Genomic DNA, 23,293 nt, shown 5'->3' on the forward strand with positions numbered 1-23,293 from the left:
GCCGATCAGCGAAAAAACGTGAAAGGTGAGGCCGGTCTCCGGCCTCACCTTTTTGGGGATCGTCGGCTTTGTATGGCAAGCGCCATCGGGAAGGCGGCCAGACGCAGGAGCGAGCCTAGCGGGATGACCCGGCGGCTCGGCCATCACAATACCCGCCCGTCAGGCAATAGTGTCCTCGGCCATCGAGCCTTCCGCGGCAGATCATGCCTATGATCGGATCGACACCCGCAAGTTCACGACACGCCTTTCGGCGAGCGCGTGGCGATCGTCTAGCGAACACGAGCCGAACTTACGCCGCGCAGGCCTCGCACAATCCGCGGATCTCGATCGTCGTCTTTTCAGGCTTGAACTTCTGCCCGCGCACCCATTCCATCAGCCTGTGGTCGACCTCATGGTCGTGGAACTCCGTCACCTGGCCGCAGCTTTCGCAGATGGCGAAGGCGACGATGCCGTGGCTGTGGCAGTCGTCGCCCGGATGGGCGCAGGCGACGAAGGAGTTGATGCTTTCGAGCCGGTGCACGACGCCGTATTCAAGCAGCTTCTCCAGTGCACGGTAGACCTGCAGGGGCGCGCGAAAACCGTGGTCGCGCAGCTTGTCGAGGATGGTGTAGGCGCTGAGCGGCCCTTCGGCCTTTTCGAGCACGTCGAAGACCAGCGACTGGTTCTTGGTCAATTGCGGTGTCGTCATGAGCCTTGTCCTTGCATGACCGCGCGGTGGCGCCTGATGGGAAGCAGGCTGAGCATGAAGAGGATCAGCGCCGCGACCACGATCGAGGGACCCGAGGGCGTGTCGTAGGTAAGCGAGCCGAACAGCCCGCCGACGACGGCGACCGCCCCGATCAGCGAGGCGAGCACCGCCATGATCTCCGGCGTCGGCGAGAAGCGCCGGGCCGCAGCCGCCGGAATGATCAGCAGCGAGGTGATCAGCATGATGCCGACGATCTTCATGGCAATGGCGATGACGACGGCCATCAGCAGCATGAAGAACAGCCGCGCCCGCTCCGGCTTCAGCCCCTCGGCCTCGGCGAGCTCGGCATTGACGGTCGCAGCCAAGAGTGGCCGCCAGAGCCAGACCATTGCCACGAGCACGAAGAGCCCGCCGCCCCAGATCAGCGCAATGTCGGTCGTGGAAACAGCAAGGATATCGCCGAACAGGAAGGCAATGAGATCGATCCGCACCCAGCTCATGAAGGCGACCATGACGAGGCCGATCGCCAGCGTGGCATGCGAGAGGATGCCGAGGAGAGCATCGGCCGACAGCGCCTGGCGCTTCTGCAGGAAGAGCAGCAGCACCGACACGAGGGCGGCGACGGCAAAGACAGCCAGTGTCAGATTGAGTTCGAAGAGCAGCGACAGTGCGACGCCGAGCAGCGCCGAATGGGCGATCGTATCGCCGAAATAGGCCATGCGCCGCCAGATGACGAAGCAGCCGAGCGGCCCCGTCGTCAGCGCCAGGCCGACGCCGGCAAGGATGGCACGCACGAAGAAATCGTCAAGCATGGCGCTCTCCCGCTGCATGCGCGTGCGGATGGGCATGGTCGGTATGATCGTGACCATGTTCATGACCGTCATGCCCATGCTCGTGCGCGTGATGGCCATCATCGGGATGGCAATGATCGGTCACCGTGCCGTCGGCATGTTGCACGCGGCCGTCCGGCAGGTGCGTATGATCGTGGTGATGGCTATAGACGGCAAGTGTTTGCGCCGCCCGGCTGCCGAACAGCTGCACATATTCCGGGCTGCGGCTGACGGCTTCGGGCGTGCCGCGGCAGCAGACATGGCCGTTGAGGCAGATGACCGTGTCGGTCTCGGCCATGACGACGTGGAGATCGTGCGAGATCAGCAGGATGCCGCAGCCAGTCGCATTGCGGATCGATTTGATGAGGTCGTAGAGCGCGATCTCTCCGGAAAAGTCGACCCCCTGCACCGGCTCGTCGAGCACCAGCAGATCGGGCTTGCGGGCAATCGCCCGGGCCATCAGCGCCCGCTGGAACTCCCCGCCGGAGAGGTGCTGGACCTCGGCATCGAGCATATGGGCGATGCCGGCGGATTCGAGCGCCGAGAGCATGTCGCGCTCCGGCAGCGGTCCTGTCAGCGTCATCAGCCGGCGCACCGAAAGCGGCAGCGTCCAGTCGATCGACAGCTTCTGCGGGACGTAGCCGACCTTGAGGCCGGCCTTGCGCTCCACCCTGCCCTCATCCGCCTTCAACACGCCGATCGCCGCCTTGGCACTGGTCGACTTGCCCGAGCCGTTCGGCCCGATAAGCGTGACGATTTCGCCCCGCGAGACGGAAAAATCGACGCCGCGCACCAGCCACCGGCCATTGCGCAGGATGCCGACATTTTCAAGCGAAACCAGCGGTTCGGCCCTGATACCAGCGGCGGTCTTTGCGGGAGAGAGCATCAAATTTTCCGAAAGTGCTGTTGCGTCCTGCTATTGCACACGTTATAGCATAACGCAATTGATGTAATAACATAACAGTTGCAATTCAAGCGGAGCATGTTGATGAAACGCGCCTTCGGGCCTGCCCTTAAAATTTTGGCCCTCAGAATGCCCACCCTCGCAATCCCGGCCCTGGCGATCCCCGTCCTCCTCTTCGGCAGCACTATGCGCGCAGCCGATGCGCCTGTCGTCGTCACCTCGATCAAACCGATCCATTCGCTGGTTTCGGCGATCATGCAGGGTGTCGGCGAACCGAAGCTGATCGTCGACGGCGCCGCTTCCCCGCATACCTACAATCTCAAGCCGTCCAACGCCCGCGCCCTGCAGGATGCCAGGGTGATTTTCTGGGTCGGTCCCGGCCTCGAGGCCTTTCTCGAAAAGCCGCTGCAGGCGCTGGGTCGGGATGCCAGCATCGCCGAACTCGACAATGCCCCCGGCCTCGTCAAGCTGCCGTTCCGCGAAGGCGGCGCCTTCGAGCCGCATGATGACGCCCCGGAGCACGAACACGATCACGCCGAGGCTGACCACGACCACGACGCCTTCGACACACATCTCTGGCTCGACCCGATGAATGCAAAGGCAATGGCGGCGCTGATCACCACGACACTGGTTGCCGCCGATCCCGCCAATGCACTGACCTATCAGGGCAACGCCAAGGCGCTAAACGACAGGCTGGATGCGCTCGACGCCGAGATCAAGGGTATCGTCGCTCCCGTCAAGGGCAAGCCCTTCATCGTCTTCCATGACGCCTACCAGTATTTCGAGCACCGGTATGGCATCCGCGTCGCCGGCTCGATCACCGTCAGCCCCGAAACCATTCCCGGTGCCGAGCGTGTTTCGGAAATCCGCCACAAGGTCGGTGAACTCGGCGCCACCTGCGTCTTTGCCGAGCCGCAGTTCGAGCCTCGCCTCGTCAATGTGGTCATCGAAGGCACGCGCGCCAAGTCAGGCGTGCTCGATCCCGAAGCGGCAACACTGAAGGCCGGCCCCGATCTTTACTTCACCCTCATGCGCGGCATCGCCGACAGCATGAAGGACTGCCTCTCCAGCACATGACTCTCATGCGCGCTCCGCGCGTCCTGCCGGACACGCGACGCTCAGGAGAGACCGGAAAAAGGCGGACAACCCCGTTCCGCCTTTTTTTGGCGCGTCAGATGTAATGATATAACATTAACTATGATCTTATGAGGTTCCCATGGACAACAGACTTCCCGTCACGGTGCTTTCAGGCTTCCTCGGCGCCGGCAAGACGACGCTGCTCAACCATGTATTGACCAATCGCGAAGGCTTACGCGTCGCGGTCATCGTCAACGACATGAGCGAGGTGAATATCGATGCCGCCCTGGTACGCGACGGCGGCGCCAATCTCTCCCGCACCGAGGAGCAGCTCATCGAGATGACCAATGGCTGCATCTGCTGCACGCTGCGCGACGACCTGCTGAAGGAGGTGCGCCACCTCGCCGATCAGGACCGCTTCGATTACCTCTTGATCGAATCGACCGGTATCGCCGAGCCCCTGCCCGTCGCCACCACCTTCGAATTTCGCGACGAGAATGGCCAAAGCCTTTCTGACGTCGCAAGGCTCGACACCATGGTGACCGTCGTCGACGCCGCCAATCTGCTTGCCGATTATGCCTCGGCCGATTTCCTCGCCGACCGCGGTGAAACGGCAGGCGATGGCGACAACAGAACCATCGTCGACCTGCTGGTCGAGCAGATCGAATTCGCCGATGTCGTGGTGCTGAACAAGATCGGCACGGCAGCCAAGGAGGAGCGCGACGCCGCGCGCAAGATCGTCACCGGCCTCAACCCGGATGCACGGCTGATCGAGGTGGATTTCGGCAAGGTCGCCTTGAAAGACGTGCTCGGCACTGGCCGCTTCGATATCGACAAGGCCGAGACCCATCCGCTCTGGTACAAGGAACTGCACGGTTTCCGCGATCACGTGCCGGAGACCGAGGAATATGGCATTCGCTCCTTCGTCTATCGCGAGAAGCGGCCCTTCCATCCGGCAAAGCTGCAGGCCTTCCTCGATAGCGTATGGCCGGGCGTCGTGCGCGCCAAGGGCTTCTTCTGGCTGGCGACGCGCCCGCACCATGTCGGCGAGATCAGCCAGGCGGGCGCGATCGTGCGCACCGGCAAGATGGGCCTCTGGTGGGCGGCAGTGCCGCGCGAACAATGGCCTGAGGAACCGGCCTTCATGCGCGCCATCGGCCCCTATCTCGACCCCGTCTGGGGCGACCGCCGCCAGGAAATCGTCTTCATCGGCGCCGATCCGATGGACGAAACCTGGATCAGGAAGCAACTCGACGCCTGTCTTATCAGGACAGATGCCTTCGCGCCCGAGCGCTGGCGCGACCTGCCCGATCCTTTCGCCAGCTGGAACCGGCAGGCGGCATGAAGGCGAAGGCAATCAAACGCTATCTCTGCGTCTGCACCGAATGCGAGCCGCTACCGCCGATCGAAGGGCTTCATCCGCTGACGCACGGGCAGGACACCGACGCTGAAGTCGGAAGACCAAGAGGTTTTCTCGGCGTCATTGCTGAACGGGTCATGCCTTCACGCAGGCAATCCTAAATCAGTTCATAACCGCCGCCGGCCCTTCCCCCTCCCTTTCATTCCTATACTCGTCACAGGAATGAAGGAGGAGGAAGGGCGCGAAACGGCTACGCGCCCTCCCAGAGTCAAAAAGGCGGCCGAAGCCGCCCTTTCCTCATTTGTCGACCGATCAGCGGCCGGCAATAATGCTGGAGATGATGCCGCTGGTGACGCCGATCAGCAGGTAGTCATTATCGGCCCGCACCCAGCGATAACCGCGGGGCGGAGGCGCCAGCCGGTAGCGGCGGTAGTCGTTGACATCGGAGAACCGGCGACGTTCGCTGGCATTGACGCGGTATCCCTTCTTCCAATGCGACCGGACGACCACCTTCTTCTGCACGACGACGGGGGGACGGCGATGATCGTCGGCGCTGGCCTGGGAAACAACCATCGGAGAAAGAAGGAAGGAGGCGGAAAGAAGAGCTGCAAAAATCTTTTTCATGTGGGGTTCCTCGTGTTGGGCACGTGACCAAACTAGGGCCGAAAAGATGAACTGAAACTGAAATAAAAATTAAACTTTTGTAATGGAATCCAATAGCTACGGGTCGAAGCTTATGTTTTAGATTAAGCTTATACACGGTGATCGGGGTTTTAGCGCGGCCGGCTGGCTTCGTTCCTGAAGCCCTTCGGCCTCTGTGCTCATTGCCTAGAAGGCGCGGTCGTGGAGGGTTGCCCTGCGGCAGGCGGCATGCTCTCCATTCAATCTAGTCTCGCCCAAAGGTGCTCAGCGATTTGGCATAACGAGATACATAAAAAACTTGAAACGGGCGCATAATCGAGTTTCGAAGCGACACATCCTAGGAACAGGAGAGTTCTGGATGCGCCCCGCGAAGGGACGATCAGATCAAGACAACGAAGACCACAATGGAGGAAAACATGCCCGGTATCAGCATGCGCTACATCGTCGACGACGTCGACGCCGCAGTGGAATTCTACACGAGACATCTCGGCTTCTCCGTCGCACTTCGTCCCGCGCCGAGTTTCGCCATCCTGACCAGGGACGGTTTTCGTCTGTTCGTCAGCGGCATGACGGGACCCGGCGGAGCATCTCAAGCAATGCCAGATGGGAGAAAGCCGGAGCCCGGCGGTTGGAATCGCATCCAGATCGAGGTCAAGGATTTGGAAGCAGACGTCGTCGCGCTGCGTCAGGCCGGCGCGCGTTTCCGCAACGAGATCGTGCAGGGCATAGGCGGCAAGCAAATCCTGCTCGACGATCCGGCCGGAAACCCGATCGAGCTCTTCGAGGCGCCCAAGCGATGAATGGCGCGACGCCGGTCACGTCGTTTGCCACACATTTTTGCGCTCCACATCAACGCGCATAAGCCCGATCATGCGGTGCGCGACACAACTGCGCTCCGCATCCGCAGACCGGTGCCTTGATCTCGATCACGGCGGGCTCCGCCGCGAGAATACCAGCTGCGCCTTGCCACCGGTGTGCGAGCGTGTAGGGTCGGACTCGCATCAATTCAGAGGTAGGGAAATATGTCCGAATCCGCGGGCGGGCTCTTCGACTATGTCGGGATACTAGCCGTGTTACTTCTCGTGGCCGCCAATGGCTTCTTCGTCGCCGCCGAATTCGCGCTGGTATCTGTGAGACGCAGCCGTGTTACCGAACTTGCCGCGGCAGGCCGGATGAATGCCTCCGCACTTCAGCGCGCCGTCGACAATCTCGACGCCAACCTTGCAGCCACCCAGCTCGGCATAACCATCTCGTCGCTCGCCCTCGGCTGGGTCGGCGAACCGGCGCTTGCCCACCTTATCGAGCCTCTGCTGTCCTGGCTGCCGGGGCAATGGGCGACAACAGGCGCGCATACCGTCGCCATCGTCATTGCCTTCGTCATCATCACGGCGCTGCACATCGTGCTCGGCGAGCTCGCGCCGAAAAGCCTGGCGCTTCAGCGCAGCGAAGCCACCTCGCTTGCCGTGGTGCGTCCGCTCGGGTTCTTCCTGGTGCTGTTCAAGCCGGCAATCTTTGCCCTGAACGGCATGGGCAACCTCGTGCTGCGGGGTGTGGGTCTCCGCGCCGGAACCGGCGAATCGTCGTTTCATTCGCCGCAGGAGCTCAAGCTGCTGGTCGCCGAGAGCCAGGAGGCCGGCCTTCTCAACCAGGTGCAGCAGCAGCTCGTCGAGCGGGTGTTCAACATCGGCGACAGGCCGATCTCCGACATCATGACCCCGCGTCTCGATATCGAATGGTTTGATGCCGACGACAGCGAGACCGAGATCCTGAAGACCATCCGCGAATGCAGCCACGAGCAATTGCTGGTCGCCCGCGGCTCGATCGACGAGCCGATCGGCATGGTGTTGAAGAAGGACCTTCTCGACCAGGTTCTCGACGGCGGCAAGGTCCGGCCGATGGAGGTGATCAAGCAGCCGCTGGTGCTGCATGAGGGCACCTCGGTCGTCCGCGTGCTCGACAGTTTCAAGGCCTCACCCGTTCGCCTCGCCATCGTCATCGACGAATATGGCAGCCTCGAAGGCATCGTCACCCAGACCGACCTGCTCGAAGCCATCGCCGGCGATCTGCCGGGATCCAATGAAGAGCCCGATATCGTCGTCAGGGAAGACGGGTCGCTCCTGATCGATGCGATGATGCCGGCCTTCGACGCCTTCGAACGGCTGGGCCTGCGCGATCGTCCGGATGCCGATTTCCATACGCTGGCGGGCTTCGCGCTGCATCAGCTCCAGCACATCCCCGAAGCCGGCGAAACCTTCGTCTTCGACAATTGGCGCTTCGAGGTGCTCGACATGGACGGCATGCGCATCGACAAGATGCTCGCGACGCGCATTCCCGCGGATGGGACAGAGGCCTAGCCGACTGCCAGCGTCCAGATCATCCCTGCGGCTGCGCAGGCTAGCAGCGTCGCGATCACGGAAGCCTTGAAGCGGAAGATCGCGACGGCGGCGGCGGCAGACAGCGCCATTGCCGCCGGCACGGCCGATTGCAGCACGGGAATATCGAGCCGCAAGCCGCCAAGGCGGACGGTGGCAACCTCGGCAAACAGCGTGTGCAGGGCAAACCAGATAGCGAGGTTGAGGATGACCCCGACTACCGCCGCGGTTATGGCCGACATCGCGCCGGCGAGCGCAATGTTGCCGCGCAGTTTTTCGATGAACGGCGCGCCGAGGAAGATCCAGAGGAAACAGGGCACGAAGGTGACCCAGCTCGTCAGTATCGCCGCAAGGGTTGCCGCAAGCATCGGGTTCAGCGCTCCCGGATCCCGGTAGGCGCCCATGAAGCCGACGAACTGGACGACCATGATCAGCGGCCCCGGCGTCGTCTCGGCCATGCCGAGACCATCCAGCATCTCGCCGGGTTTCAGCCAGCCGAAATGCTGCACAGCCTCCTGCGCGACATAGGCAAGTACGGCATAGGCCCCGCCGAAGGTGACGACCGCCATCTTGCTGAAGAACAGGCCGATCTCGGTAAAGACATTGTCAGCACCGAAGGTTACGTAGAGCGCTGCAAGTGGAGCTAGCCAAAGGGCGATCAGCACGGCCGACATACGCAGCGACCAGGCGAGATTCGGCCGCGCATGCGCCGGTATGCCTTCGCCGAGCGCCGACTCGGCATCCGACAGCACCGGGCCGCTCCCGGCCTTGTGGCCGCCGCCCGTCTGGAAGGCGGCAAGCCCGAACCTGCCGCCGAGGAAGCCCGCAATGGCGGCCGCGAGCACGATCAGCGGGAACGGGACATGGAGAAAGAAGATGGCGATGAAGGCCGCGGCCGCGATGCCGACCATGACGCGATTCTTGAGCGCACGGCCGCCGATGCGGATGACGGCCTGCGCGACGACAGCAAGCACTGCCGCCTTCAGCCCGAAGAAGAGGCCGGCGACGATGCCGACGTTGCCGTAGGCCGCGTAGATATAGCTGAGACAGAGGATCGACAGGAAGCCTGGCAACACGAACAGCAGGCCGGCGACGAGACCGCCCACTGTTCGATGCATCAGCCAACCGATATAGATGGCGAGCTGCTGCGCCTCCGGTCCGGGAAGCAGCATGCAATAGTTCAGCGCATGCAGAAAACGGTGCTCACCGATCCATCGCTTCTCATCGACGATGATCCGGTGCATGACGGCAATCTGGCCGGCGGGGCCGCCAAAACTCAGGGCGGCGACGCGCAGCCACACCCTGAAGGCCTCGCCAAACGAAACGCCGTGGTGATGCCCCTCTCCCGCGTCTTCCTCCGCCATTTTGCCGCCGGGAGCACTATCCGTCATCTCGACCATCTCACACCCTCTTCTTTGGCGCGGGCCAATTGTGGGTTTCCTCGGTCGCATCGCGGCACCAGCGGAAAAAAGCGTCGTAGAGAAGCATCCCAGCCTCGAGTTGCTCCAGATCGTCGGAATACATCCTGGAGAGGCCGAGCGATGCCGCAAGCAGGCCCGCCGCCTCAGGCGCGAGGTCGAGCCTCGCTGTATCTGCCGCCCTGACGATCCGCGCCAGGCGCAGAAGCGGTTCCGACGCCAGTCCGAACTCTTCGATCATGACGTCGAAAGTGCAGAATTCGCCGCGATGACTCCAGAACACGTCTTCGATATCGAAGGGCGTCGCCCCGAAGCGCTCGCCGACGGCCAAAACCTCGGGCGCAGGCACGAACAGGAACACGGCGTTCGGATCGACGAAGCGCCGGATCAGCCAGGGACAGGCGATGCGATCGATTTTCGGCCGCGCCCGCGTCACCCAGACGGTGCGCTCTTCAGCGTCGCGCTGCGGCAGCTTTGCATCGGGCACGGCCGGTCCGCCTGCGATCCACGCCTCGAAGCCACCTTCGAGGCTTTCCGCGTCAATCCCGGCATGGCGGAGATAGGCGGCAACACCATGACTGAGCTTGCCGCCTCTCTGGCACACCACGACGACGGCTTCGGCATCGACGCCGCCACACCAGGACGCGACGTCGGCATGAGCGCGCCGGATCGAGCCCGGCACCAATCGCGGATCGAGCGCGAAGTCCTCCTCAGTGCGAACGTCGATAATGCAGGGCGCACCGGGGGTTCCGATGAGGCGGCTCAGCTTGTCGGGAGAAATTTCGAGAAATGACGGCATGACGCGTCCCTCCGTTGATCGGTTTTACTGGACGCGATTCTTCAGCATGACGCCTCGTGGGGTGATCGCGACCCCATGCAGAAATCATGCGCAAACAGACCCCGGCGTGTCAAGCGCGCTTGCATCGAACCGGCACGCACAATGTTCGTTTCGAGACGAAATGAACTTCCGTGGAGGCCCTTCGCCTCGGGAAGCCGAGCGGCATTGGCTGCCGATTCTGGCCGGTAGCAGCCCGGAAATCCCTGATAACAACCGCTTCCCTGCACCCATATGGAACAAAAAGCCAGCTCCGCCATTATTGTTTCACCGAAAGAGGAGAAAGTACCATGACGTACGACCCCAATAATGCCAACGATCCCAACCGCCCACTGAACCCAAATCTCGATCTGCGCACCACGCCGAGCGCGCGCAGCACTAACACGTGGGTTGTCTGGGTCGCTGCATTGGCCGTGATCGCTGTCGCTGCATTCGCCTATTCGCAGTGGAGCACCCCCGGCACATCGCCGGACACGACAGCCTCCACGACCCAATCCGAGCCGGCGCCGGCCAAGCCGATCGCTCCGACCGACAACAGCGCAACGCCCGCACCGGCACCAGCACCGGCCACTCCGCCGGCTGCCCCGGCCCAGCAGTAACGCCTGCTCGGCCGAAAGAAGCCGGCCATATGCCGGCTTCCTTTCTGCTGCGAGCTCTTGAAGATGTTTAAGCAAACCCTATTTAAGGGATATTGAATCTGTCTCTGACGGCTGACCACGGAGGTACTGGCAGTCGTTATCGAGACCGGTCGAGGAAGGTCGTGCGAATTTCGCCCGGCCTTTTTTCTTGTCCTCGTCATCCATGCCGAACAGCGCTTTGGCAACGCCTGGATCGGGATATTATTTGGGAATCCTGTTATAGAAGGACTGCGGATCGTACACGCACTCGTAGTCGAGGAGGCAAAGCTTGCCATTGGCATCCCTCACCCGTGCGGTGTCGTACTTGTCGCCGAGATTGCACCTGGCCGGCGGATAACGGAAGCTGCGGCCGCCAAAGCCCATCCGCACAAAAACCGCCTTGTCCTTGCGGATGATCTGCGCAAGCTCTTCGCAACTGTGATCCCTGGCATTGACCTCCACCGCCTCGACGGCAAGAGCTGCGGACGGAAACAACACTGCGACGGCCAGAACAACGCTTTTCATGGAAACTCCTGAATGTGAGAGAGCGAAGTTAGGGCATCGCACCCCATGCCGCCAGTCCAGAAACCCTCCGAACTGTACGCCTGGGCACAGCCGCATGCACTTCCCGCTCGCTCCCCGTCTCAACCGGAAGCGCCGAGAACCCCGTGCGTCCTTTCGGACGCACAAAGCACGATGCGCTAGGGAAAATTATAAGGCGACGCAGGGTCAAAAACGCAGGCATAATCGAGCATGCACTGCTTTCCCTCGGCATCGCGAAAACTGGTCGTGGTGCGTTTTTCGCCCATGCTGCATTGGGCCGGCGGATAGCGGAAGCTGCGACCGCCGAAGCCGACGCGGACAAAGACCTTTTTATTCTGACGAATGATCTGCGCGAGCTCGCCGCAGCTATGATCGCCCGCTTTGACCTCCATTGCGCCTGCGGCAAAGGCAGGCAACGGCAGAGACAATGCGACGGCAAAAACAACGCTTCTCATGGACCCCTCCTGATACGCGAGAGGGAGATAGGGCGCGCGGATCGACGCGGCCAGTCCTGCGGATAACGCGAACCATGCCGCTTGCTTCGCGACAGTTTCCCACAGACCGGAAAATCCGGTCTGTGTTCAAATATGTCAATCTTTTCAAGAGATTTGGTGGGTGATGTAGGGCTCGAACCTACGACCCGCTGATTAAGAGTCAGCTGCTCTACCAACTGAGCTAATCACCCGTTCGCGCTTGGCTGCGCGGTGTGACGGGGCGTATAAACAGGATCGGCCGGCTTGTCCAGCGCATAGGCGAAATTTCTTTGGTTAATCGCGAAGATTTTTCGGCATGGCTGAAATGCGGCGCACAACCCCGAAAATCCGAATCCATTTTCGGAAAGGATTATGCGCCGATTCAAAGTGATAGAGCGTCCTAAGCGCGTCCTGTCGGACGCGCGGCCTATCGCACGCGCGGCGGTCTGGTGAAATCAAAGGTCGAGCGTGCCGCTGGCCAGCCGCACTGCCTGGCCGCCGATCCGCGCGTTGGAGATCGCTCCGCCGTCGACATCGATATGCAGGTGGATGAAGGACGGCCGGCCCATCTCTACGCCCTGCTCGATCATGATCGGGTGATGCCCGTCCGTCAGCCGGTCGAAATGGTGGATCGCGCCGGAGAGTGCGGCCGCCGCCGAGCCGGTGGCCGGATCTTCGACGATGCCCATGCCGCTTGCGAACATGCGCGCATGGAACTTTGCCACGTGGTTGACGCCGCCGCGGCAGTACACATAAGCCGAGGCAAGAGCGCCATCGACGAAGGGCACGATCTTTTCCCAGAGTTGCGGATCGAATTCCACCCGCTGCGTGGCTCCGACATCGTGCACCGGAATGAGCAGGAAGGGAACGCCGGCGCTCCAGATCGACGGGACGTGATTTTCGAAGCCGATCTCGGTCACCTTCAGCGATAGCGCATCGGCGATGCCGAGCTTGTCGAGCGGCATGACGGCGGGCTGCGATTTGCGCGGCAGGTCGAATTCGGCAAAGCTCGCCTCGCCCTCCCTCAGCCGCACCGCGCAACGCACCGGCCCGACATTTTCCTCGAGCACCGTGACGAGATCGCGCGTCGCGGCACCGTGCGCCCGTTCGGCCAGCGCCACCGCCGTGCCGACCGTGGGATGGCCGGCAAACGGCAGCTCGCGCCCAGGCGTGAATATCCTCAGACGCGCCGCATAGGCGGGGTTGGTTGAAGGCTGCACGAAGACCGTCTCCGAGAGATTGATCTCCCGGGTGATCGCCTGCATTGCCTCGTCGCTGAGATCGTCTCCGTCGAAGATCACCGCCAGCGGGTTGCCCGCAAGCTTTCGATCGGTGAACACGTCATAGACGCTGTAGCTTCGCGCCACATCGGCCTCCCTGAATCGTCATCGCGCCGCCAACCTGCCCGACCGGACGAGCGAGTGCAAGGCGCTAAAACGCGTCACGCCAACCGGATTCACATGTCGCGCTTTCGATCTTTACGTGATGCATGTCGTTATCCCAAAACGCTACACGGCTTTAGGCGGCATAGATCAACTCCGCTCGACCTTGCCGAAATACCAGTCGATCACGGGCAGCATGGCGATATTATAGGGGTGCGCCGAGTGATCGGCCGAGCGGATCGCCGCTGCACCCGCGATCTCCTTATCCTCGGCGACGAGCATGTGGCTTTCGATCCGTTCGACCATCTCGTCCGCCGTCATATCGAAACGGAAGAGCCGCAACACCGTCACCGTTCGGTTGGAATGACTGGCAAAGAGCCCTTGCCCCGCCACCGAACGGCCAAGATCCAATCCGGTTTCTTCATGGACCTCGCGGCGCATGTTCGCCTCGATGTCGCAACGCCCGTCGACGATATCCTCCGGCTCCAGCGAGCCGGCGGCGAAATAGACCTGGCCGGGATTGGCGGTATGGGCGCCCATACGGATCGCCACCAGCGCGCCGTCCGAGGTTTCGAGCACCGGATAGGCGAAGATGTGAACGCCGCCCTGACGCTGCGGCTGTCGGCGCCACCACATGAAGGCGGAAAAGGGAATGACATGGCCCTCGCCCGCAATCCCGTTTTCACTGAGCGAGAGCCGCTGCTGAAACACCATGCGCCCGTCGAACAGCGCCGGATTGGCGGCGGTCTCCCGCGCCCAGTTCTCGCGGATCGCTGCTTCCTCGGCGGCGACCAAAGGATGGGGGCCGGGCAGGATGCGCAGATCCACCCCGGCAATCGGGAAGACCGTCGCCTCCGGCGGCCAGCCGGCGAAATCATCGGATATATTGCTGTTGTTGAAATTCGCGTTCAAATTCGCATTCATGGGAGATCCAGTGTCATGACGACGGGGCAGTGATCGGACGCCTTCGGCCTGTCCCAGCCGGTACGCGGATAACGCTCCACCTCCTGCCCCGGCGGGAAGATGGTGCGGTAAGGCTGGCCACTGCGGATGATTTCCGGCAGGCGGCCGACATTGTGGGCGGCGAGTGCTGGCGAGAGCCAGAGATAATCGAGTTGGCAGAGCCACTGCTCCTGCGGCCCGCGTGCGTGATAGAGCGTCCAGCGGTCGAGGGCGGTGCGACGCCGCATCACATTTTCGGCAAAGCCATCGCGGCTGAAAACGTCGAGTGCGCTTTCGGCCTCATCCTGATGCTCGAAACGATAGCCAGCGCCCCGGCGGCCGATGACATCGACGCGCTCCTGATAATCGTTCATGTCGCCACAGATAGCGAAGCTCTTCGTGCCGGCTTGATCTGCCCCGAAGCGGTCCTCGATGATGCGGCGAACGGCGCGCGCCTCGGCGCGGCGGATCGGCATGGTCGATTGCCGCCCGTCCAGTCCGTCGCGCGGATTGCCCATGGACTTGAAATGCACGACGTAGAGCGAAAACGGCCGGCCGCCGATCAGAAGATCGAGCTCCAGGCAATCGCGTTTGAAGATCTTGTCGTCGATACGGTTGGTGAGCGCCAGCTCCTCGTCGAAAAGATCGAGATCGCGATAGGTCGTCATCGCATGGCTTTTGATGTCCCTGAGCTCGATCTTCTGGCCGTCGCGCGTTTCCTCGCGCATCAGGACGGCAACATCGATGCCACGGCTGTCATTGCCTTCGACAAGGTATTTCTGCCGGTAACCATTTCCGACCATCCGGAAGAGATAGCCGTATTCGAAAGCCTGAAGGGCGGCCATGTTGTCGATTTCCTGCAGGCAGAGGATATCGGCATCCGCGTCGGCAATCGCAAGCGCCGTCATCTGCCGCGTGTCGTCGGTCGCCGCGATCACGCGGGCCTGCTCGAGCTGCTGATAGACGCCCTCGCTCGACACCTGGAAAAGCTTGATGACGCGGTCCTGGCGCAGCTGGTTGCGAAAGCCGGTGAAATCGAAACGGGTCAGGAGATTTTCGACATTGAAGGTGGCGAGGCGAAGCGACATGGGAAGGATCCGGTTGCGGGGAGTACCTTAACCAGCAGAAGCCGCAGGAAAAGATGGCGAGGCCAAGAAATATGCGGACAACCACCCCTCTTGCAGCCCCGGACGCGATTGCCTGTGACTTAGGCCGCTGACATTCTCCCGCAAGCCCCGAATAATTCGTCCCGGACGACATTCACCAGTTCCGGCGGGAGGCATTTCATGAAACGGATTTCTGCATCGCTGGCGATTCTGACCGTCCTCGCCGGCGCCGGCCCGGCACTTGCCGACAGCTACGGTGCCATCGCCTATTCGCCATCAACAGGCGCTCTCGGCTGGTCCTATGCCCATGACAATCGCGGCGACGCCGAAATCGTTGCCCGGCGCAATTGCGACAGCAGCGCCAATGACTGCCGGATCGCCATCTGGTTCCGCAATGCCTGCGGCGCGGTGGCCGTCGGCCATCGCGGCGGCTGGGGCTCCGGCTGGGGTTACGACAACCGTGAGGCCCAGCGTCAGGCAATCCGCAGCTGCCGAAAACAAACCGGCAGCTGCCGCGTCATCCGCTGGCAATGTTCGGAGTAGGAATGATTCTGGTTGAGTGCGGCGCCTCAAAGCCGCCACGCCGCGCGCACCGATAGCCGGAGGCTGTCACCCGTTCGGACGGGAAAGCGGGTATAGGCCCGCAGCACCTGACTATCGGCGAGGACCAGCTTCAGCGCGTAACGCTCACCCTCGAAGAGAACGGACTCGACCGTCGCCGCGATCCCCTCGCCGGCGGCGATATTCTCGCCGGAGACGACATCCTCCGGCCGGACGAGGACATCCACCCTGTCGCCACTGGCTGCCCCGGCAGCAGCAGCAAATATCGGCTCCAGCGCAGGCCAGTCGAGCGCCCTGGCATCGCCGAAGGGACGAGGCAGCGTCACGATCGCGCCTCGCCCGATCAGCCCGCCAACGACGCGGCCTTCCGGCCGGGCATAGATTTCAGCGGGCGGGGCCACTTGCAGCAGCCGACCCTCCGACATGACGGCTACGTCGGTCGCAAGCGCCATCGCCTCGCTCTGGTCATGGGTGACGTAGATCATCGTCGCGCCCGAGCGCTGGTGGAATTCGCGGAAGGTTTCCTCCATCTCCTGTTTCAGGTGCCGGTCGAGATTGGCAAGCGGCTCGTCGAGCAGCACCACGTCGGGCGATGTCACCAGGCAGCGGGCGAGCGCCACGCGCTGACGTTGACCGCCGGAGAGATCGGCCGGCCGCCGTTCGGCATAATCGGCAAGCCGCACCGTGCCGAGCGCGTCGCGCACCTTCGCCCGGTAGACCTCGCCCGAGATGCCGCGCACCTTGAGGGGGTAGCCGACATTGTCGGCGACACTCATATGCGGCCACAGCGCATAGGACTGAAAGACCATCGCCATGTTGCGCTTTTCCGGTGGCACCGACTGCGCGGCATCGGCAAGCAACCGCTCGCCGAGATGGATCGAGCCATCGCTCGGCGTCTCGAAACCGGCGATCATGCGCAGCACCGTCGTCTTGCCGCAGCCGGAAGGCCCGAGCAGCGCGAGGAAGCCGCCCTCGCGCACCTCGAGCGAAAAGCCGCTGACGGCGGCCCGCCCGCTGCCAAAATCCTTGCCGAGCTGGTTGAGGATCAGCCTCGCCACGGGACCACTCCTTTCGGCAGTCGTTTGGCCAGAAGCTCAAGCAGCAGCATCAGCACGACGACCATGAGGACGACGAGCACCGAGAGCGCCGACGCAAGGTCGGAACTGCCGCTGTCGTCGAGATTGTAGATGGCGACGCCGAGCGTCTGGGTGCCGGCCGACCAGAGCAGCGCCGAGATCGTCAGCTCGTTGCAGGCGATCAGGAAGACCAGGATGACCGAGGCGCCGGCGGCCGGCGCAATCAGCGGCACGATGATATCGGCAAGCCGGCGGAAAAAGCCGGCGCCGGAAAGCCGCGCCGCCTCCTCGAGCGCCGGATCGAGCTGATGGAAGGCGCTGACCACCGGCTTCAGGCTGACGGCGAAGAACGATGAGAAATAGGCGATCAGGATGATCCAGATCGTGCCGTAAAGCGAGACGTGCAGGATCGGGATGGGTGCAGCGAACACCAGGATGAAGGAAACGGCCATGACGATGCCGGGCAGCGAATAGGGTATTTCGATCAGGCTGGAAACGATACGGGAAACCACATCCTTGCGCCGCGTCAGCGCATAGGCTGCAAGCACCGTCACCACAAGGAGACAAAGCGCAGTGGCACCGGCAAGCGACAGCGAATTGATAAAGGCCGTGCGCGTCACCGCCTGTCGGAACAGGATCTCCTCAAAAGCATGCAGCGACATCGTCTTGAAGGTGAGCGGCACGCCATAGGCCGGCACCAGCGCACCGGCAAGGAGCGCGAAGAACGGCGCGGCCAGCATGAAAAACAGGATCACCCAGACGAGCGGCGTGAAGGCAAACCGCCAGATGCCGAGTTCGAAGGCAGCACTCGCCCCGGATAACCCGATGACGCGGTAGTCACGGCCGCGCAGCGCCCGGTCCTGGATCATCAGCCCGACGACCGAGATGACGGCGATGATCGCCGAGAGCACGGCGACGTCGCCGAAGGTACGGCTGGTGAAGGCGGAAAACTTGGTGAAGATCAACGTCGGCAGCGTGAAGATCGAGGCCGGAATGCCGAGAATGGCGGGAATACCGAAATTGCCGGTGCAGGAGACGAAGGAGATCGCCGCTCCCGCGATGATGCCGGGCAGCGACAGCGGCAGAATGATATCGCGGAACACTCGCAAGCTGGAGGCGCCGGAAAGCCGTGCTGCCTCGACGCCGTCGCGGGGCAGCGTCATCAGCCCGGCCCGAAGCGCCAGGTAGACCAGCGGCGCATGCTGCACGCCATAAAGCAGCGCGATGCCACCCACCGAATAGAGCGGCTGCGGCGAGCCGAGCGGCGGGGCGATATGCAGCGCCTTCAACAGCGGGCTGGAGGGGCCTGACATCTGCACCCAGGCAAGCGCCGTCACCTGCGGCGGGATCATCATCGGCAGCACGAAGAAGAAGCTGAGCAGCCCCTTGGCGCGGATATCGGTCAGCGTCAGCAGGAAGGCGAAGAGGCAGCCGATAACAAGCGAGATCACCGTGCCCAGAATGGCGGTGACGACCGTGTAATAGGTCATCGACCATAGCGAGGCTTCGCCGAGAACCGTCATCACGCCGCCATCGGCAAAGGCCGCTATCCCGACCATGGCGAGGCGGGCGAGCGGCAGCACGCTGAGGATCAGGACGACGATGACGACAAAAGGAAACAGCCAGGCGGGCTGGCTGTTTCCGGTTTTGATATATCCGTGCATGAAAGGATCAGTTCGAGCCGTAGATGCCCGAGAAGGTCTTGAGATCCTGATCGGTATTCTTCAGAGCGTCTGCGGCCTTGATCGGCAGGACCTTGATGGTGTCGCGCGCGGGGAAGCCTTCCGGCAGCTTCATGCCGTTGCGGGCTGGGATGTAGCCGAGCTTCAGGAAGCCTTCCTGGCCCTTTTCGGAGAGCACGTAATCGACGAATTTCTTGGCGGCATCGGCGTTCTTCGTGCTGGCAAGGATACCGACCGGCTCGGTGACGGCCGAAACGCCTTCGCTCGGGAACACGAATTCGACCGGCGCGCCCTTGGCCTTCTCGCGGATCGGCAGGTAGTCGACGACCATACCGTAGGCCTTTTCGCCCGAGGCGACGGACTTCAGCACGGCGCCGTTGCCGCCGGCCGCGATCGCACCGTTTTCGGCAAGCGACTTGTAGAAGTCCCAACCGAGGCCGGGAACGGCGGCAAGCGTCTGGGCGTGGATCAGGGCCGCACCCGAGGCAAGCGGGCTCGGCATGGTGACGAGGCCCTTGGCTTCCGGCTTCGTCAGGTCCTTCCAGCTCGCAGGCTTCATCGCGGCCGAGGTGTTATACATGATGCCGGTGGTGATCAGCTTGGTCGAGTAGTAATAGCCGTCGGTGTCATAAAGGGCGGCGTCGTATTGGGCAGCTTCTGGCGACTTGTAGGCCAGGAGCTTGCCGTCTTCCTTGAGGCGCTCCAGCGTCACCACGTCGGCGATGAGGAGGACGTCGGCGACCGGGTTGCCGGCCTGAATCTCGGCCTGGAGCTTCGCCATGATCTTCGGCGTGCCGTCGCGTACCCAGTCGACCTTGATATCGGGATTGGCGGTCATGAAGCCGTCGACCGTCGCCTGCGCGTCCTCGTTCGGCTGGCTGGTATAGAGAACGAGGTTTGCGGCCGAAGCCGGAATGGCAAGGAGGCTCGCAGCGACAAGTGCTGCGGCGGAAACGATCGTTTTCATGGGAAGGATCCTCGATTTCGATACCCCTCCCTTATTAGGGGTCGTTGACAGAGATGTGACAGTGCGCCGCAGCCCACCAGGCTCCGGTTTCACAACCCTCCTTGATCTCTACCGGCTTTGCCGACAATCGGGGCGATCGCCTTTCCCGCAATCTCGCCGGCGTTGTCTTCAACCCTGTGAAAGAGGCGATCATCTGGTATCCTCGCGCGCAAGCGATCTCACACAGGCGTGAACACCCGGCGATTTGCCATTGCCGGGCGTTGCGCTACGTCACTCACGTTTCGATGAAGGAGGAATTTCAATGGAATATCGTCTGCTCGGCCGTTCCGGCCTGAAGATTTCGACTTTGACCATGGGCACGATGACCTTCGGAGGCGTCGGCTGGGCGAAGACCGTCGGCGACCTCGGTGTCTCCGAGGCCCGCAAGATGATCGATATATGCATCGATGCCGGCATCAACCTGATCGACACCGCCAATGCCTATTCAGCAGGCGAATGCGAAAACATCATCGGCGATGTGCTCTCCGGCAAGAGGCCGCAGGGCGTGCTGCTCGCCACCAAGGCCCGCTTCGGCATGGGCGACGGCCCGAACGACCAGGGCCTGTCGCGCTACCACCTCATCCGCGAATGCGAAGCGAGCCTCAAACGCCTGAAGACCGATGTCATCGACCTTTACCAGGTGCATGAATGGGACGGCCAGACGCCTCTGGAAGAGACGATGGAAGCGCTCGACACCCTGATCAGGCAGGGCAAGGTGCGTTACGTTGGCTGCTCGAACTATTCCGGCTGGCACATTATGAAGGCGCTCGGCATCGCCAAAGAGCACAGGTACCAGCGCTTCGTCAGCCAACAGATCCACTATACGCTGGAAGCCCGCGACGCCGAATACGAGTTGCTGCCGATCTCGATCGACCAAGGCCTCGGCGTGCTGGTCTGGAGCCCGCTCGCCGGCGGCCTGCTGTCCGGCAAGCATCGCCGCAACCAGGCAGCGCCAGAAGGCACGCGTCAGTTCGCCGGTTGGACCGAACCGCCGATCCGTGATGAGAACCGCCTCTGGAACATCGTCGAGACACTGGTCGCGATCGGCGAAGAGCGCGGTGTCTCGGCCGCCCAGGTGGCGCTCGCCTGGCTGATCGGCCGCAAGGCGGTCACCTCGGTCATCATCGGTGGCCGCACCGAAGCCCAGTTCCGCGACAACATCGCCGCCGCCGAGCTGAAACTGACGGACGAGGAGCGCAAGCGCCTCGACGCGGTCAGCCTGCCGCCGGTGATCTATCCCTATTGGCACCAGCTGAACACAGTTAGCGACCGGCTTGGTGAAGCCGATCTCGAGCTTTTCGGTCCGCATCTCCAGCAATAGCCGATCATGGATCAAGCATTGCACGGCGAAAGGCAGACGTCACAAAAGATGCACTTTCGCCGTGTTATCCTGAAACCCCGCCACCCGCTGCGAGGTTCTCCATGCTGAAGAATTACAAGGTCCTGAAGGGTACGGCGAGCGCCCTTGCCCTCGACGACGACAACGATCCCCATATCGAAATCCGCATCGAGGCGAACGGCATCAGCTACCGTATCGCGCTCAACGTCCGCTCCAAGGAATCGCCGCACGACCTGCTCTACGCCAATATCGTCGACTTCAAGCATTCGTCGCTGACGGAGGCACTCGAAGCGCTGCCGATGGGCCTGACCGACATCCGCAACGACCGTCCGGAGCTCGCCATCGATTATGTCCGCGGCGGGTTGATCGAGCGCGAGGACATGAATGTCGCGCCCTTCCAGCTCTCCGGGCCGAAGAACGACCTGCGTGACTTCATCGAGCCGATCGTCCAGGAAGGCATTGCCGATTCCGACGTGCATTTCTACGCCTTCGGCGAAGCCTGGGGTCCTGAGAACAACAAGCCGGACCAATATTTCCGTTTCGAGCCGGGCAACGGCATCCACGACATCCACATGAACCAGGGCGACGGCGGCAGCTTCAAGGCCACCAACGGGCCGAACCAGGACGGCGCCCTGCTCGTCCATTTCAACGATACCGACGAATGGGCGGCGATCTTCCTCTGCTTCCAGTCGCAGAACTGGAACACCGATGCGGCGACCGGCCATCCGGTTTCCGACAGTCGCGGCGGCCAGGGCCGCGGCGAAGGCACACGCCGGCCGCAGCCGATCGTCGCCTCGTCGCTGCGCATCGTCGCCGCGCTGATCAACCCGGTGAACGGTGAAGGCGGCACCGAGGCCGAAACGGTGACGATCATCAACCGCTCCGACATGCAGGCGTCGCTCGACGGCTGGAAGCTGGAGGACGAAAACGGCAGGACCCAGACGCTATCGGGGTCGTTGAGCGCGGGCGAGCTACGCACCATAGCGCTCGATGCCGCAGCCGGCGGCCCGCAGCTTGCCAACAGGGGCGGCGACATCATCCTGCGCAATGCCGACGGTGCCGTGGCCGACCGGGTCGGCTACGGCAAGAGCGAGACGGCGAACGAAGGCTGGACGACGATCTTCTGATCGGCGCCAGCCTGGATCAGCCGCCGATTTCGGCCGAGATCAGCGCGCCGAGGCGGCCGATGCCGTCCTCGATCATCTGCTCGTTGGCGCAGGAGAAGCTGACGCGGAAGGTGTTGGCGCCGGAACCATCGGCGAAGAAAGCCTTGCCGGGCACGAAGGCGACTTTGGCGGTTTCGAGTGATTTCGCCAGCAGTTTGGCGCCGTCCATGCCCTCCGGCAGCGTGATCCAGATGAACATGCCGCCTTCCGGCTTCGTCCAGCTGATGCCTTCAGGCATGTATTTTTCGAGCGCGGCCAGCATGCAGTCGCGGCGTTGACTGTAGGCGGTTTTGATCTTGGCGACCTGCGCATCGAAGGCGCGCTCGGCGACATCTGATATCGCCATTTGGTTGATCGTCGAAGAATGCAGGTCGGCCGCCTGCTTCATCAGCACCAGCTTGCGGATGACGGGCGCGTTGGCGACGATGAAGCCGACGCGAAGGCCGGGCGCCAGCGTCTTCGAGAAGCTGCCGCAATAGATCGTGCGCGTATCGTTGATATGGCCCTTCTCGGCGATTTCGAGCGCCAGGATCGGCGGGATCGGATCGCCGTCGTAACGCAGCGACTGGTAGGCCGCATCCTCGATGACGGCGATGTCGAGATCTTCCGCCAGTGCCAGGACCTTCTTGCGGCCGTCAAGATCGACGGTCTCGCCGGTCGGATTGGAGAAGTCGGCGGAGAGATAGGCGAACTTCACTTTGCCGCCGGCAGCGGAAGCGGCCGCGCGGTAGGACTCGGGCGTCCGGTTGCCGTTCGGCGTCAGTTGGTCGTAGGCCGGTTCATAGGCGTTAAAGGCCTGCAGCGCGCCGAGATAAGTCGGCCATGTCACGAGCGCGGTGTCGTTTGGTGACAGGAAGAGCTTGCCGAGATAATCGAGGCCCTGCTGCGAACCGGAGACGATGAAAACATTGTCGAGCTCGCAGGGAATGCCGAGAGCGGCCATCTGCCCGACCAGCCATTCGCGCAGCGGCTTGTAGCCTTCGCTGACCGAATATTGCAGCGCCGAATTGACAGCGGCGCCGTCGAAGATGTCGGCATAGGCCTGCTTGAACTCCCGATCCGGAAAGAGCGCCGGATCCGGAATGCCGCCGGCAAAAGAGATGATGTCGGGCCTGTCGAGAAGCTTCAGGAGTTCACGGATTTCGGATGCGCGCATGCGCGACGAGCGCGACGCAAACATGGTGTCCCAGTTCAGCATGGGGTTTCCTCGTATTTTCTATACCGTCGACAAACCATGCGGTGGAAATTATGTCAATAATGCTGACCTAATTTCT

At 62.4% G+C, this 23,293-nt stretch carries 24 protein-coding genes and 1 tRNA gene; 9 read left to right on the forward strand and 16 right to left on the reverse strand.

Translation table 11 applies throughout. The features are described 5' to 3' along the window. Positions 1 to 289 precede the first annotated feature (289 nt). From AB8B31_RS13675 to znuC, 3 genes are read right to left on the reverse strand one after another with little or no spacing between them, the layout of a single operon-like run. A complete protein-coding gene (locus AB8B31_RS13675; RefSeq protein WP_011652680.1) occupies positions 290 to 688 on the reverse strand; it encodes a Fur family transcriptional regulator in 399 nt (132 codons plus the stop codon). Further along, a complete protein-coding gene (gene znuB / locus AB8B31_RS13680) occupies positions 685 to 1,500 on the reverse strand; it encodes a zinc ABC transporter permease subunit ZnuB (RefSeq protein WP_130653548.1) in 816 nt (271 codons plus the stop codon). Before znuB ends, AB8B31_RS13675 begins: the two co-directional genes overlap by 4 nt. Continuing rightward, a complete protein-coding gene (gene znuC, locus AB8B31_RS13685) occupies positions 1,493 to 2,404 on the reverse strand; it encodes a zinc ABC transporter ATP-binding protein ZnuC (RefSeq protein ID WP_018446456.1) in 912 nt (303 codons plus the stop codon). Before znuC ends, znuB begins: the two co-directional genes overlap by 8 nt. A 102-nt stretch (positions 2,405 to 2,506) precedes the next feature. Here znuC and AB8B31_RS13690 point away from each other — a divergent pair, with 102 nt between their 5' ends. From AB8B31_RS13690 to AB8B31_RS13700, 3 genes are all read left to right on the forward strand, one after another. Then, the gene (locus AB8B31_RS13690) at positions 2,507 to 3,499 is read left to right on the forward strand and encodes a zinc ABC transporter substrate-binding protein (RefSeq protein WP_130652718.1); all 993 of its coding nucleotides are present in this window, start codon (positions 2,507 to 2,509) and stop codon (positions 3,497 to 3,499) included. A 139-nt stretch (positions 3,500 to 3,638) separates the two neighbouring features. Next, complete coding sequence (zigA, locus tag AB8B31_RS13695; protein ID WP_018242742.1) at positions 3,639 to 4,844, forward strand: zinc metallochaperone GTPase ZigA; 1,206 nt, start codon at positions 3,639 to 3,641, stop codon at positions 4,842 to 4,844. Next, a complete protein-coding gene (locus tag AB8B31_RS13700; protein ID WP_130652719.1) occupies positions 4,841 to 5,020 on the forward strand; it encodes a hypothetical protein in 180 nt (59 codons plus the stop codon). The genes zigA and AB8B31_RS13700 overlap by 4 nt, the downstream gene beginning before the upstream one ends. A 151-nt stretch (positions 5,021 to 5,171) precedes the next feature. Here AB8B31_RS13700 and AB8B31_RS13705 read toward each other — a convergent pair whose 3' ends face one another. Continuing rightward, positions 5,172 to 5,483 carry an RcnB family protein gene (locus tag AB8B31_RS13705; protein ID WP_112904010.1) on the reverse strand — a complete coding sequence of 104 codons (312 nt, stop codon included), beginning with the start codon at positions 5,481 to 5,483 and terminating at the stop codon, positions 5,172 to 5,174. Positions 5,484 to 5,917: 434 nt separating this feature from the next. On the opposite strand from AB8B31_RS13705, the gene AB8B31_RS13710 reads away from it, so the two are divergent. After that, positions 5,918 to 6,301, forward strand: a complete 384-nt coding sequence (locus AB8B31_RS13710) for a VOC family protein (RefSeq protein ID WP_026188460.1) — start codon at positions 5,918 to 5,920, stop codon at positions 6,299 to 6,301. 222 nt (positions 6,302 to 6,523) lie between these two features. Next, positions 6,524 to 7,855 (forward strand): hemolysin family protein, encoded by a 1,332-nt coding sequence (locus tag AB8B31_RS13715; RefSeq protein ID WP_115157230.1) that lies wholly within the window; start codon positions 6,524 to 6,526, stop codon positions 7,853 to 7,855. Here the strand turns inward: AB8B31_RS13715 and chrA are convergent. Beyond that, positions 7,852 to 9,273: a chromate efflux transporter gene (gene chrA / locus AB8B31_RS13720; RefSeq protein ID WP_130652720.1), complete on the reverse strand. Its 1,422-nt coding sequence runs from the start codon at positions 9,271 to 9,273 to the stop codon at positions 7,852 to 7,854. The genes AB8B31_RS13715 and chrA overlap by 4 nt on opposite strands. A gap of 1 nt (position 9,274) precedes the next feature. Next, complete coding sequence (locus AB8B31_RS13725) at positions 9,275 to 10,090, reverse strand: chromate resistance protein ChrB domain-containing protein (protein WP_130652721.1); 816 nt, start codon at positions 10,088 to 10,090, stop codon at positions 9,275 to 9,277. Between the two features lie 326 nt (positions 10,091 to 10,416). Here AB8B31_RS13725 and AB8B31_RS13730 point away from each other — a divergent pair, with 326 nt between their 5' ends. Further along, positions 10,417 to 10,725 carry a hypothetical protein gene (locus tag AB8B31_RS13730; protein ID WP_080764175.1) on the forward strand — a complete coding sequence of 103 codons (309 nt, stop codon included), beginning with the start codon at positions 10,417 to 10,419 and terminating at the stop codon, positions 10,723 to 10,725. A 240-nt stretch (positions 10,726 to 10,965) separates the two neighbouring features. On the opposite strand, the gene AB8B31_RS13735 is transcribed toward AB8B31_RS13730, so the two are convergent. The 6 genes from AB8B31_RS13735 to AB8B31_RS13760 all read right to left on the reverse strand — a co-directional run bounded on the left by AB8B31_RS13735 (position 10,966) and on the right by AB8B31_RS13760 (position 15,171). Continuing rightward, positions 10,966 to 11,268 (reverse strand): hypothetical protein, encoded by a 303-nt coding sequence (locus tag AB8B31_RS13735; protein WP_130652722.1) that lies wholly within the window; start codon positions 11,266 to 11,268, stop codon positions 10,966 to 10,968. A gap of 176 nt (positions 11,269 to 11,444) precedes the next feature. Continuing rightward, positions 11,445 to 11,741: a hypothetical protein gene (locus tag AB8B31_RS13740; protein ID WP_047623359.1), complete on the reverse strand. Its 297-nt coding sequence runs from the start codon at positions 11,739 to 11,741 to the stop codon at positions 11,445 to 11,447. Between the two features lie 154 nt (positions 11,742 to 11,895). Next, positions 11,896 to 11,971: transfer RNA gene (locus AB8B31_RS13745), tRNA-Lys, on the reverse strand. Positions 11,972 to 12,214: 243 nt separating this feature from the next. Beyond that, entirely contained in the window at positions 12,215 to 13,126 is a 912-nt protein-coding gene (locus AB8B31_RS13750; protein ID WP_018242751.1) for a PhzF family phenazine biosynthesis protein, read from the reverse strand. A 165-nt stretch (positions 13,127 to 13,291) separates the two neighbouring features. Continuing rightward, positions 13,292 to 14,065: an NUDIX hydrolase gene (locus AB8B31_RS13755; protein ID WP_130652724.1), complete on the reverse strand. Its 774-nt coding sequence runs from the start codon at positions 14,063 to 14,065 to the stop codon at positions 13,292 to 13,294. Next, the gene (locus AB8B31_RS13760) at positions 14,062 to 15,171 is read right to left on the reverse strand and encodes an endonuclease/exonuclease/phosphatase family protein (protein ID WP_047623362.1); all 1,110 of its coding nucleotides are present in this window, start codon (positions 15,169 to 15,171) and stop codon (positions 14,062 to 14,064) included. Before AB8B31_RS13760 ends, AB8B31_RS13755 begins: the two co-directional genes overlap by 4 nt. A gap of 198 nt (positions 15,172 to 15,369) precedes the next feature. Here AB8B31_RS13760 and AB8B31_RS13765 point away from each other — a divergent pair, with 198 nt between their 5' ends. Then, positions 15,370 to 15,732 carry a DUF4189 domain-containing protein gene (locus AB8B31_RS13765; RefSeq protein ID WP_018242754.1) on the forward strand — a complete coding sequence of 121 codons (363 nt, stop codon included), beginning with the start codon at positions 15,370 to 15,372 and terminating at the stop codon, positions 15,730 to 15,732. 26 nt (positions 15,733 to 15,758) lie between these two features. Here AB8B31_RS13765 and AB8B31_RS13770 read toward each other — a convergent pair whose 3' ends face one another. From AB8B31_RS13770 to AB8B31_RS13780, 3 genes are read right to left on the reverse strand one after another with little or no spacing between them, the layout of a single operon-like run. Further along, a complete protein-coding gene (locus AB8B31_RS13770; protein WP_130652725.1) occupies positions 15,759 to 16,808 on the reverse strand; it encodes an ABC transporter ATP-binding protein in 1,050 nt (349 codons plus the stop codon). After that, a complete protein-coding gene (locus AB8B31_RS13775) occupies positions 16,796 to 18,490 on the reverse strand; it encodes an ABC transporter permease (protein ID WP_130652726.1) in 1,695 nt (564 codons plus the stop codon). The genes AB8B31_RS13770 and AB8B31_RS13775 overlap by 13 nt, the downstream gene beginning before the upstream one ends. 7 nt (positions 18,491 to 18,497) lie before the next feature. Then, positions 18,498 to 19,475, reverse strand: a complete 978-nt coding sequence (locus AB8B31_RS13780; protein ID WP_130652727.1) for an ABC transporter substrate-binding protein — start codon at positions 19,473 to 19,475, stop codon at positions 18,498 to 18,500. Between the two features lie 301 nt (positions 19,476 to 19,776). Between AB8B31_RS13780 and AB8B31_RS13785 the strand changes: the two genes are divergently transcribed. Continuing rightward, a complete protein-coding gene (locus AB8B31_RS13785) occupies positions 19,777 to 20,835 on the forward strand; it encodes an aldo/keto reductase (protein WP_047623366.1) in 1,059 nt (352 codons plus the stop codon). Positions 20,836 to 20,936: 101 nt separating this feature from the next. After that, entirely contained in the window at positions 20,937 to 21,980 is a 1,044-nt protein-coding gene (locus AB8B31_RS13790; protein ID WP_018242759.1) for a DUF2278 family protein, read from the forward strand. Positions 21,981 to 21,996: 16 nt separating this feature from the next. On the opposite strand, the gene AB8B31_RS13795 is transcribed toward AB8B31_RS13790, so the two are convergent. Continuing rightward, positions 21,997 to 23,217 (reverse strand): PLP-dependent aminotransferase family protein, encoded by a 1,221-nt coding sequence (locus tag AB8B31_RS13795; protein ID WP_047623368.1) that lies wholly within the window; start codon positions 23,215 to 23,217, stop codon positions 21,997 to 21,999. Positions 23,218 to 23,293 lie beyond the last annotated feature (76 nt).

It is taken from the genome of Rhizobium sp. 62_C5_N11_2, assembly GCF_051811185.1.
Taxonomy (GTDB): Bacteria; Pseudomonadota; Alphaproteobacteria; order Rhizobiales; family Rhizobiaceae; genus Rhizobium; species Rhizobium leguminosarum.

What these genes read in the sequence shown, in the direction of transcription:
- AB8B31_RS13785 (WP_047623366.1), top strand. Translation starts at nt 19,777, where the DNA reads ATGGAATATCGTCTGCTCGGCCGTTCCGGCCTGAAGATTTCGACTTTG.
- AB8B31_RS13705 (WP_112904010.1), bottom strand. Translation starts at nt 5,483, where the DNA reads ATGAAAAAGATTTTTGCAGCTCTTCTTTCCGCCTCCTTCCTTCTTTCT.
- AB8B31_RS13735 (WP_130652722.1), bottom strand. Translation starts at nt 11,268, where the DNA reads ATGAAAAGCGTTGTTCTGGCCGTCGCAGTGTTGTTTCCGTCCGCAGCT.
- AB8B31_RS13690 (WP_130652718.1), top strand. Translation starts at nt 2,507, where the DNA reads ATGAAACGCGCCTTCGGGCCTGCCCTTAAAATTTTGGCCCTCAGAATG.
- AB8B31_RS13730 (WP_080764175.1), top strand. Translation starts at nt 10,417, where the DNA reads ATGACGTACGACCCCAATAATGCCAACGATCCCAACCGCCCACTGAAC.
- chrA (WP_130652720.1), bottom strand. Translation starts at nt 9,273, where the DNA reads ATGGTCGAGATGACGGATAGTGCTCCCGGCGGCAAAATGGCGGAGGAA.
- znuB (WP_130653548.1), bottom strand. Translation starts at nt 1,500, where the DNA reads ATGCTTGACGATTTCTTCGTGCGTGCCATCCTTGCCGGCGTCGGCCTG.
- AB8B31_RS13765 (WP_018242754.1), top strand. Translation starts at nt 15,370, where the DNA reads ATGAAACGGATTTCTGCATCGCTGGCGATTCTGACCGTCCTCGCCGGC.
- AB8B31_RS13675 (WP_011652680.1), bottom strand. Translation starts at nt 688, where the DNA reads ATGACGACACCGCAATTGACCAAGAACCAGTCGCTGGTCTTCGACGTG.
- AB8B31_RS13715 (WP_115157230.1), top strand. Translation starts at nt 6,524, where the DNA reads ATGTCCGAATCCGCGGGCGGGCTCTTCGACTATGTCGGGATACTAGCC.
- AB8B31_RS13795 (WP_047623368.1), bottom strand. Translation starts at nt 23,217, where the DNA reads ATGCTGAACTGGGACACCATGTTTGCGTCGCGCTCGTCGCGCATGCGC.
- AB8B31_RS13725 (WP_130652721.1), bottom strand. Translation starts at nt 10,090, where the DNA reads ATGCCGTCATTTCTCGAAATTTCTCCCGACAAGCTGAGCCGCCTCATC.
- AB8B31_RS13710 (WP_026188460.1), top strand. Translation starts at nt 5,918, where the DNA reads ATGCCCGGTATCAGCATGCGCTACATCGTCGACGACGTCGACGCCGCA.
- AB8B31_RS13780 (WP_130652727.1), bottom strand. Translation starts at nt 19,475, where the DNA reads ATGAAAACGATCGTTTCCGCCGCAGCACTTGTCGCTGCGAGCCTCCTT.
- AB8B31_RS13790 (WP_018242759.1), top strand. Translation starts at nt 20,937, where the DNA reads ATGCTGAAGAATTACAAGGTCCTGAAGGGTACGGCGAGCGCCCTTGCC.
- AB8B31_RS13740 (WP_047623359.1), bottom strand. Translation starts at nt 11,741, where the DNA reads ATGAGAAGCGTTGTTTTTGCCGTCGCATTGTCTCTGCCGTTGCCTGCC.
- AB8B31_RS13775 (WP_130652726.1), bottom strand. Translation starts at nt 18,490, where the DNA reads ATGCACGGATATATCAAAACCGGAAACAGCCAGCCCGCCTGGCTGTTT.
- AB8B31_RS13755 (WP_130652724.1), bottom strand. Translation starts at nt 14,065, where the DNA reads ATGAATGCGAATTTGAACGCGAATTTCAACAACAGCAATATATCCGAT.
- zigA (WP_018242742.1), top strand. Translation starts at nt 3,639, where the DNA reads ATGGACAACAGACTTCCCGTCACGGTGCTTTCAGGCTTCCTCGGCGCC.
- AB8B31_RS13760 (WP_047623362.1), bottom strand. Translation starts at nt 15,171, where the DNA reads ATGTCGCTTCGCCTCGCCACCTTCAATGTCGAAAATCTCCTGACCCGT.
- AB8B31_RS13700 (WP_130652719.1), top strand. Translation starts at nt 4,841, where the DNA reads ATGAAGGCGAAGGCAATCAAACGCTATCTCTGCGTCTGCACCGAATGC.
- znuC (WP_018446456.1), bottom strand. Translation starts at nt 2,404, where the DNA reads ATGCTCTCTCCCGCAAAGACCGCCGCTGGTATCAGGGCCGAACCGCTG.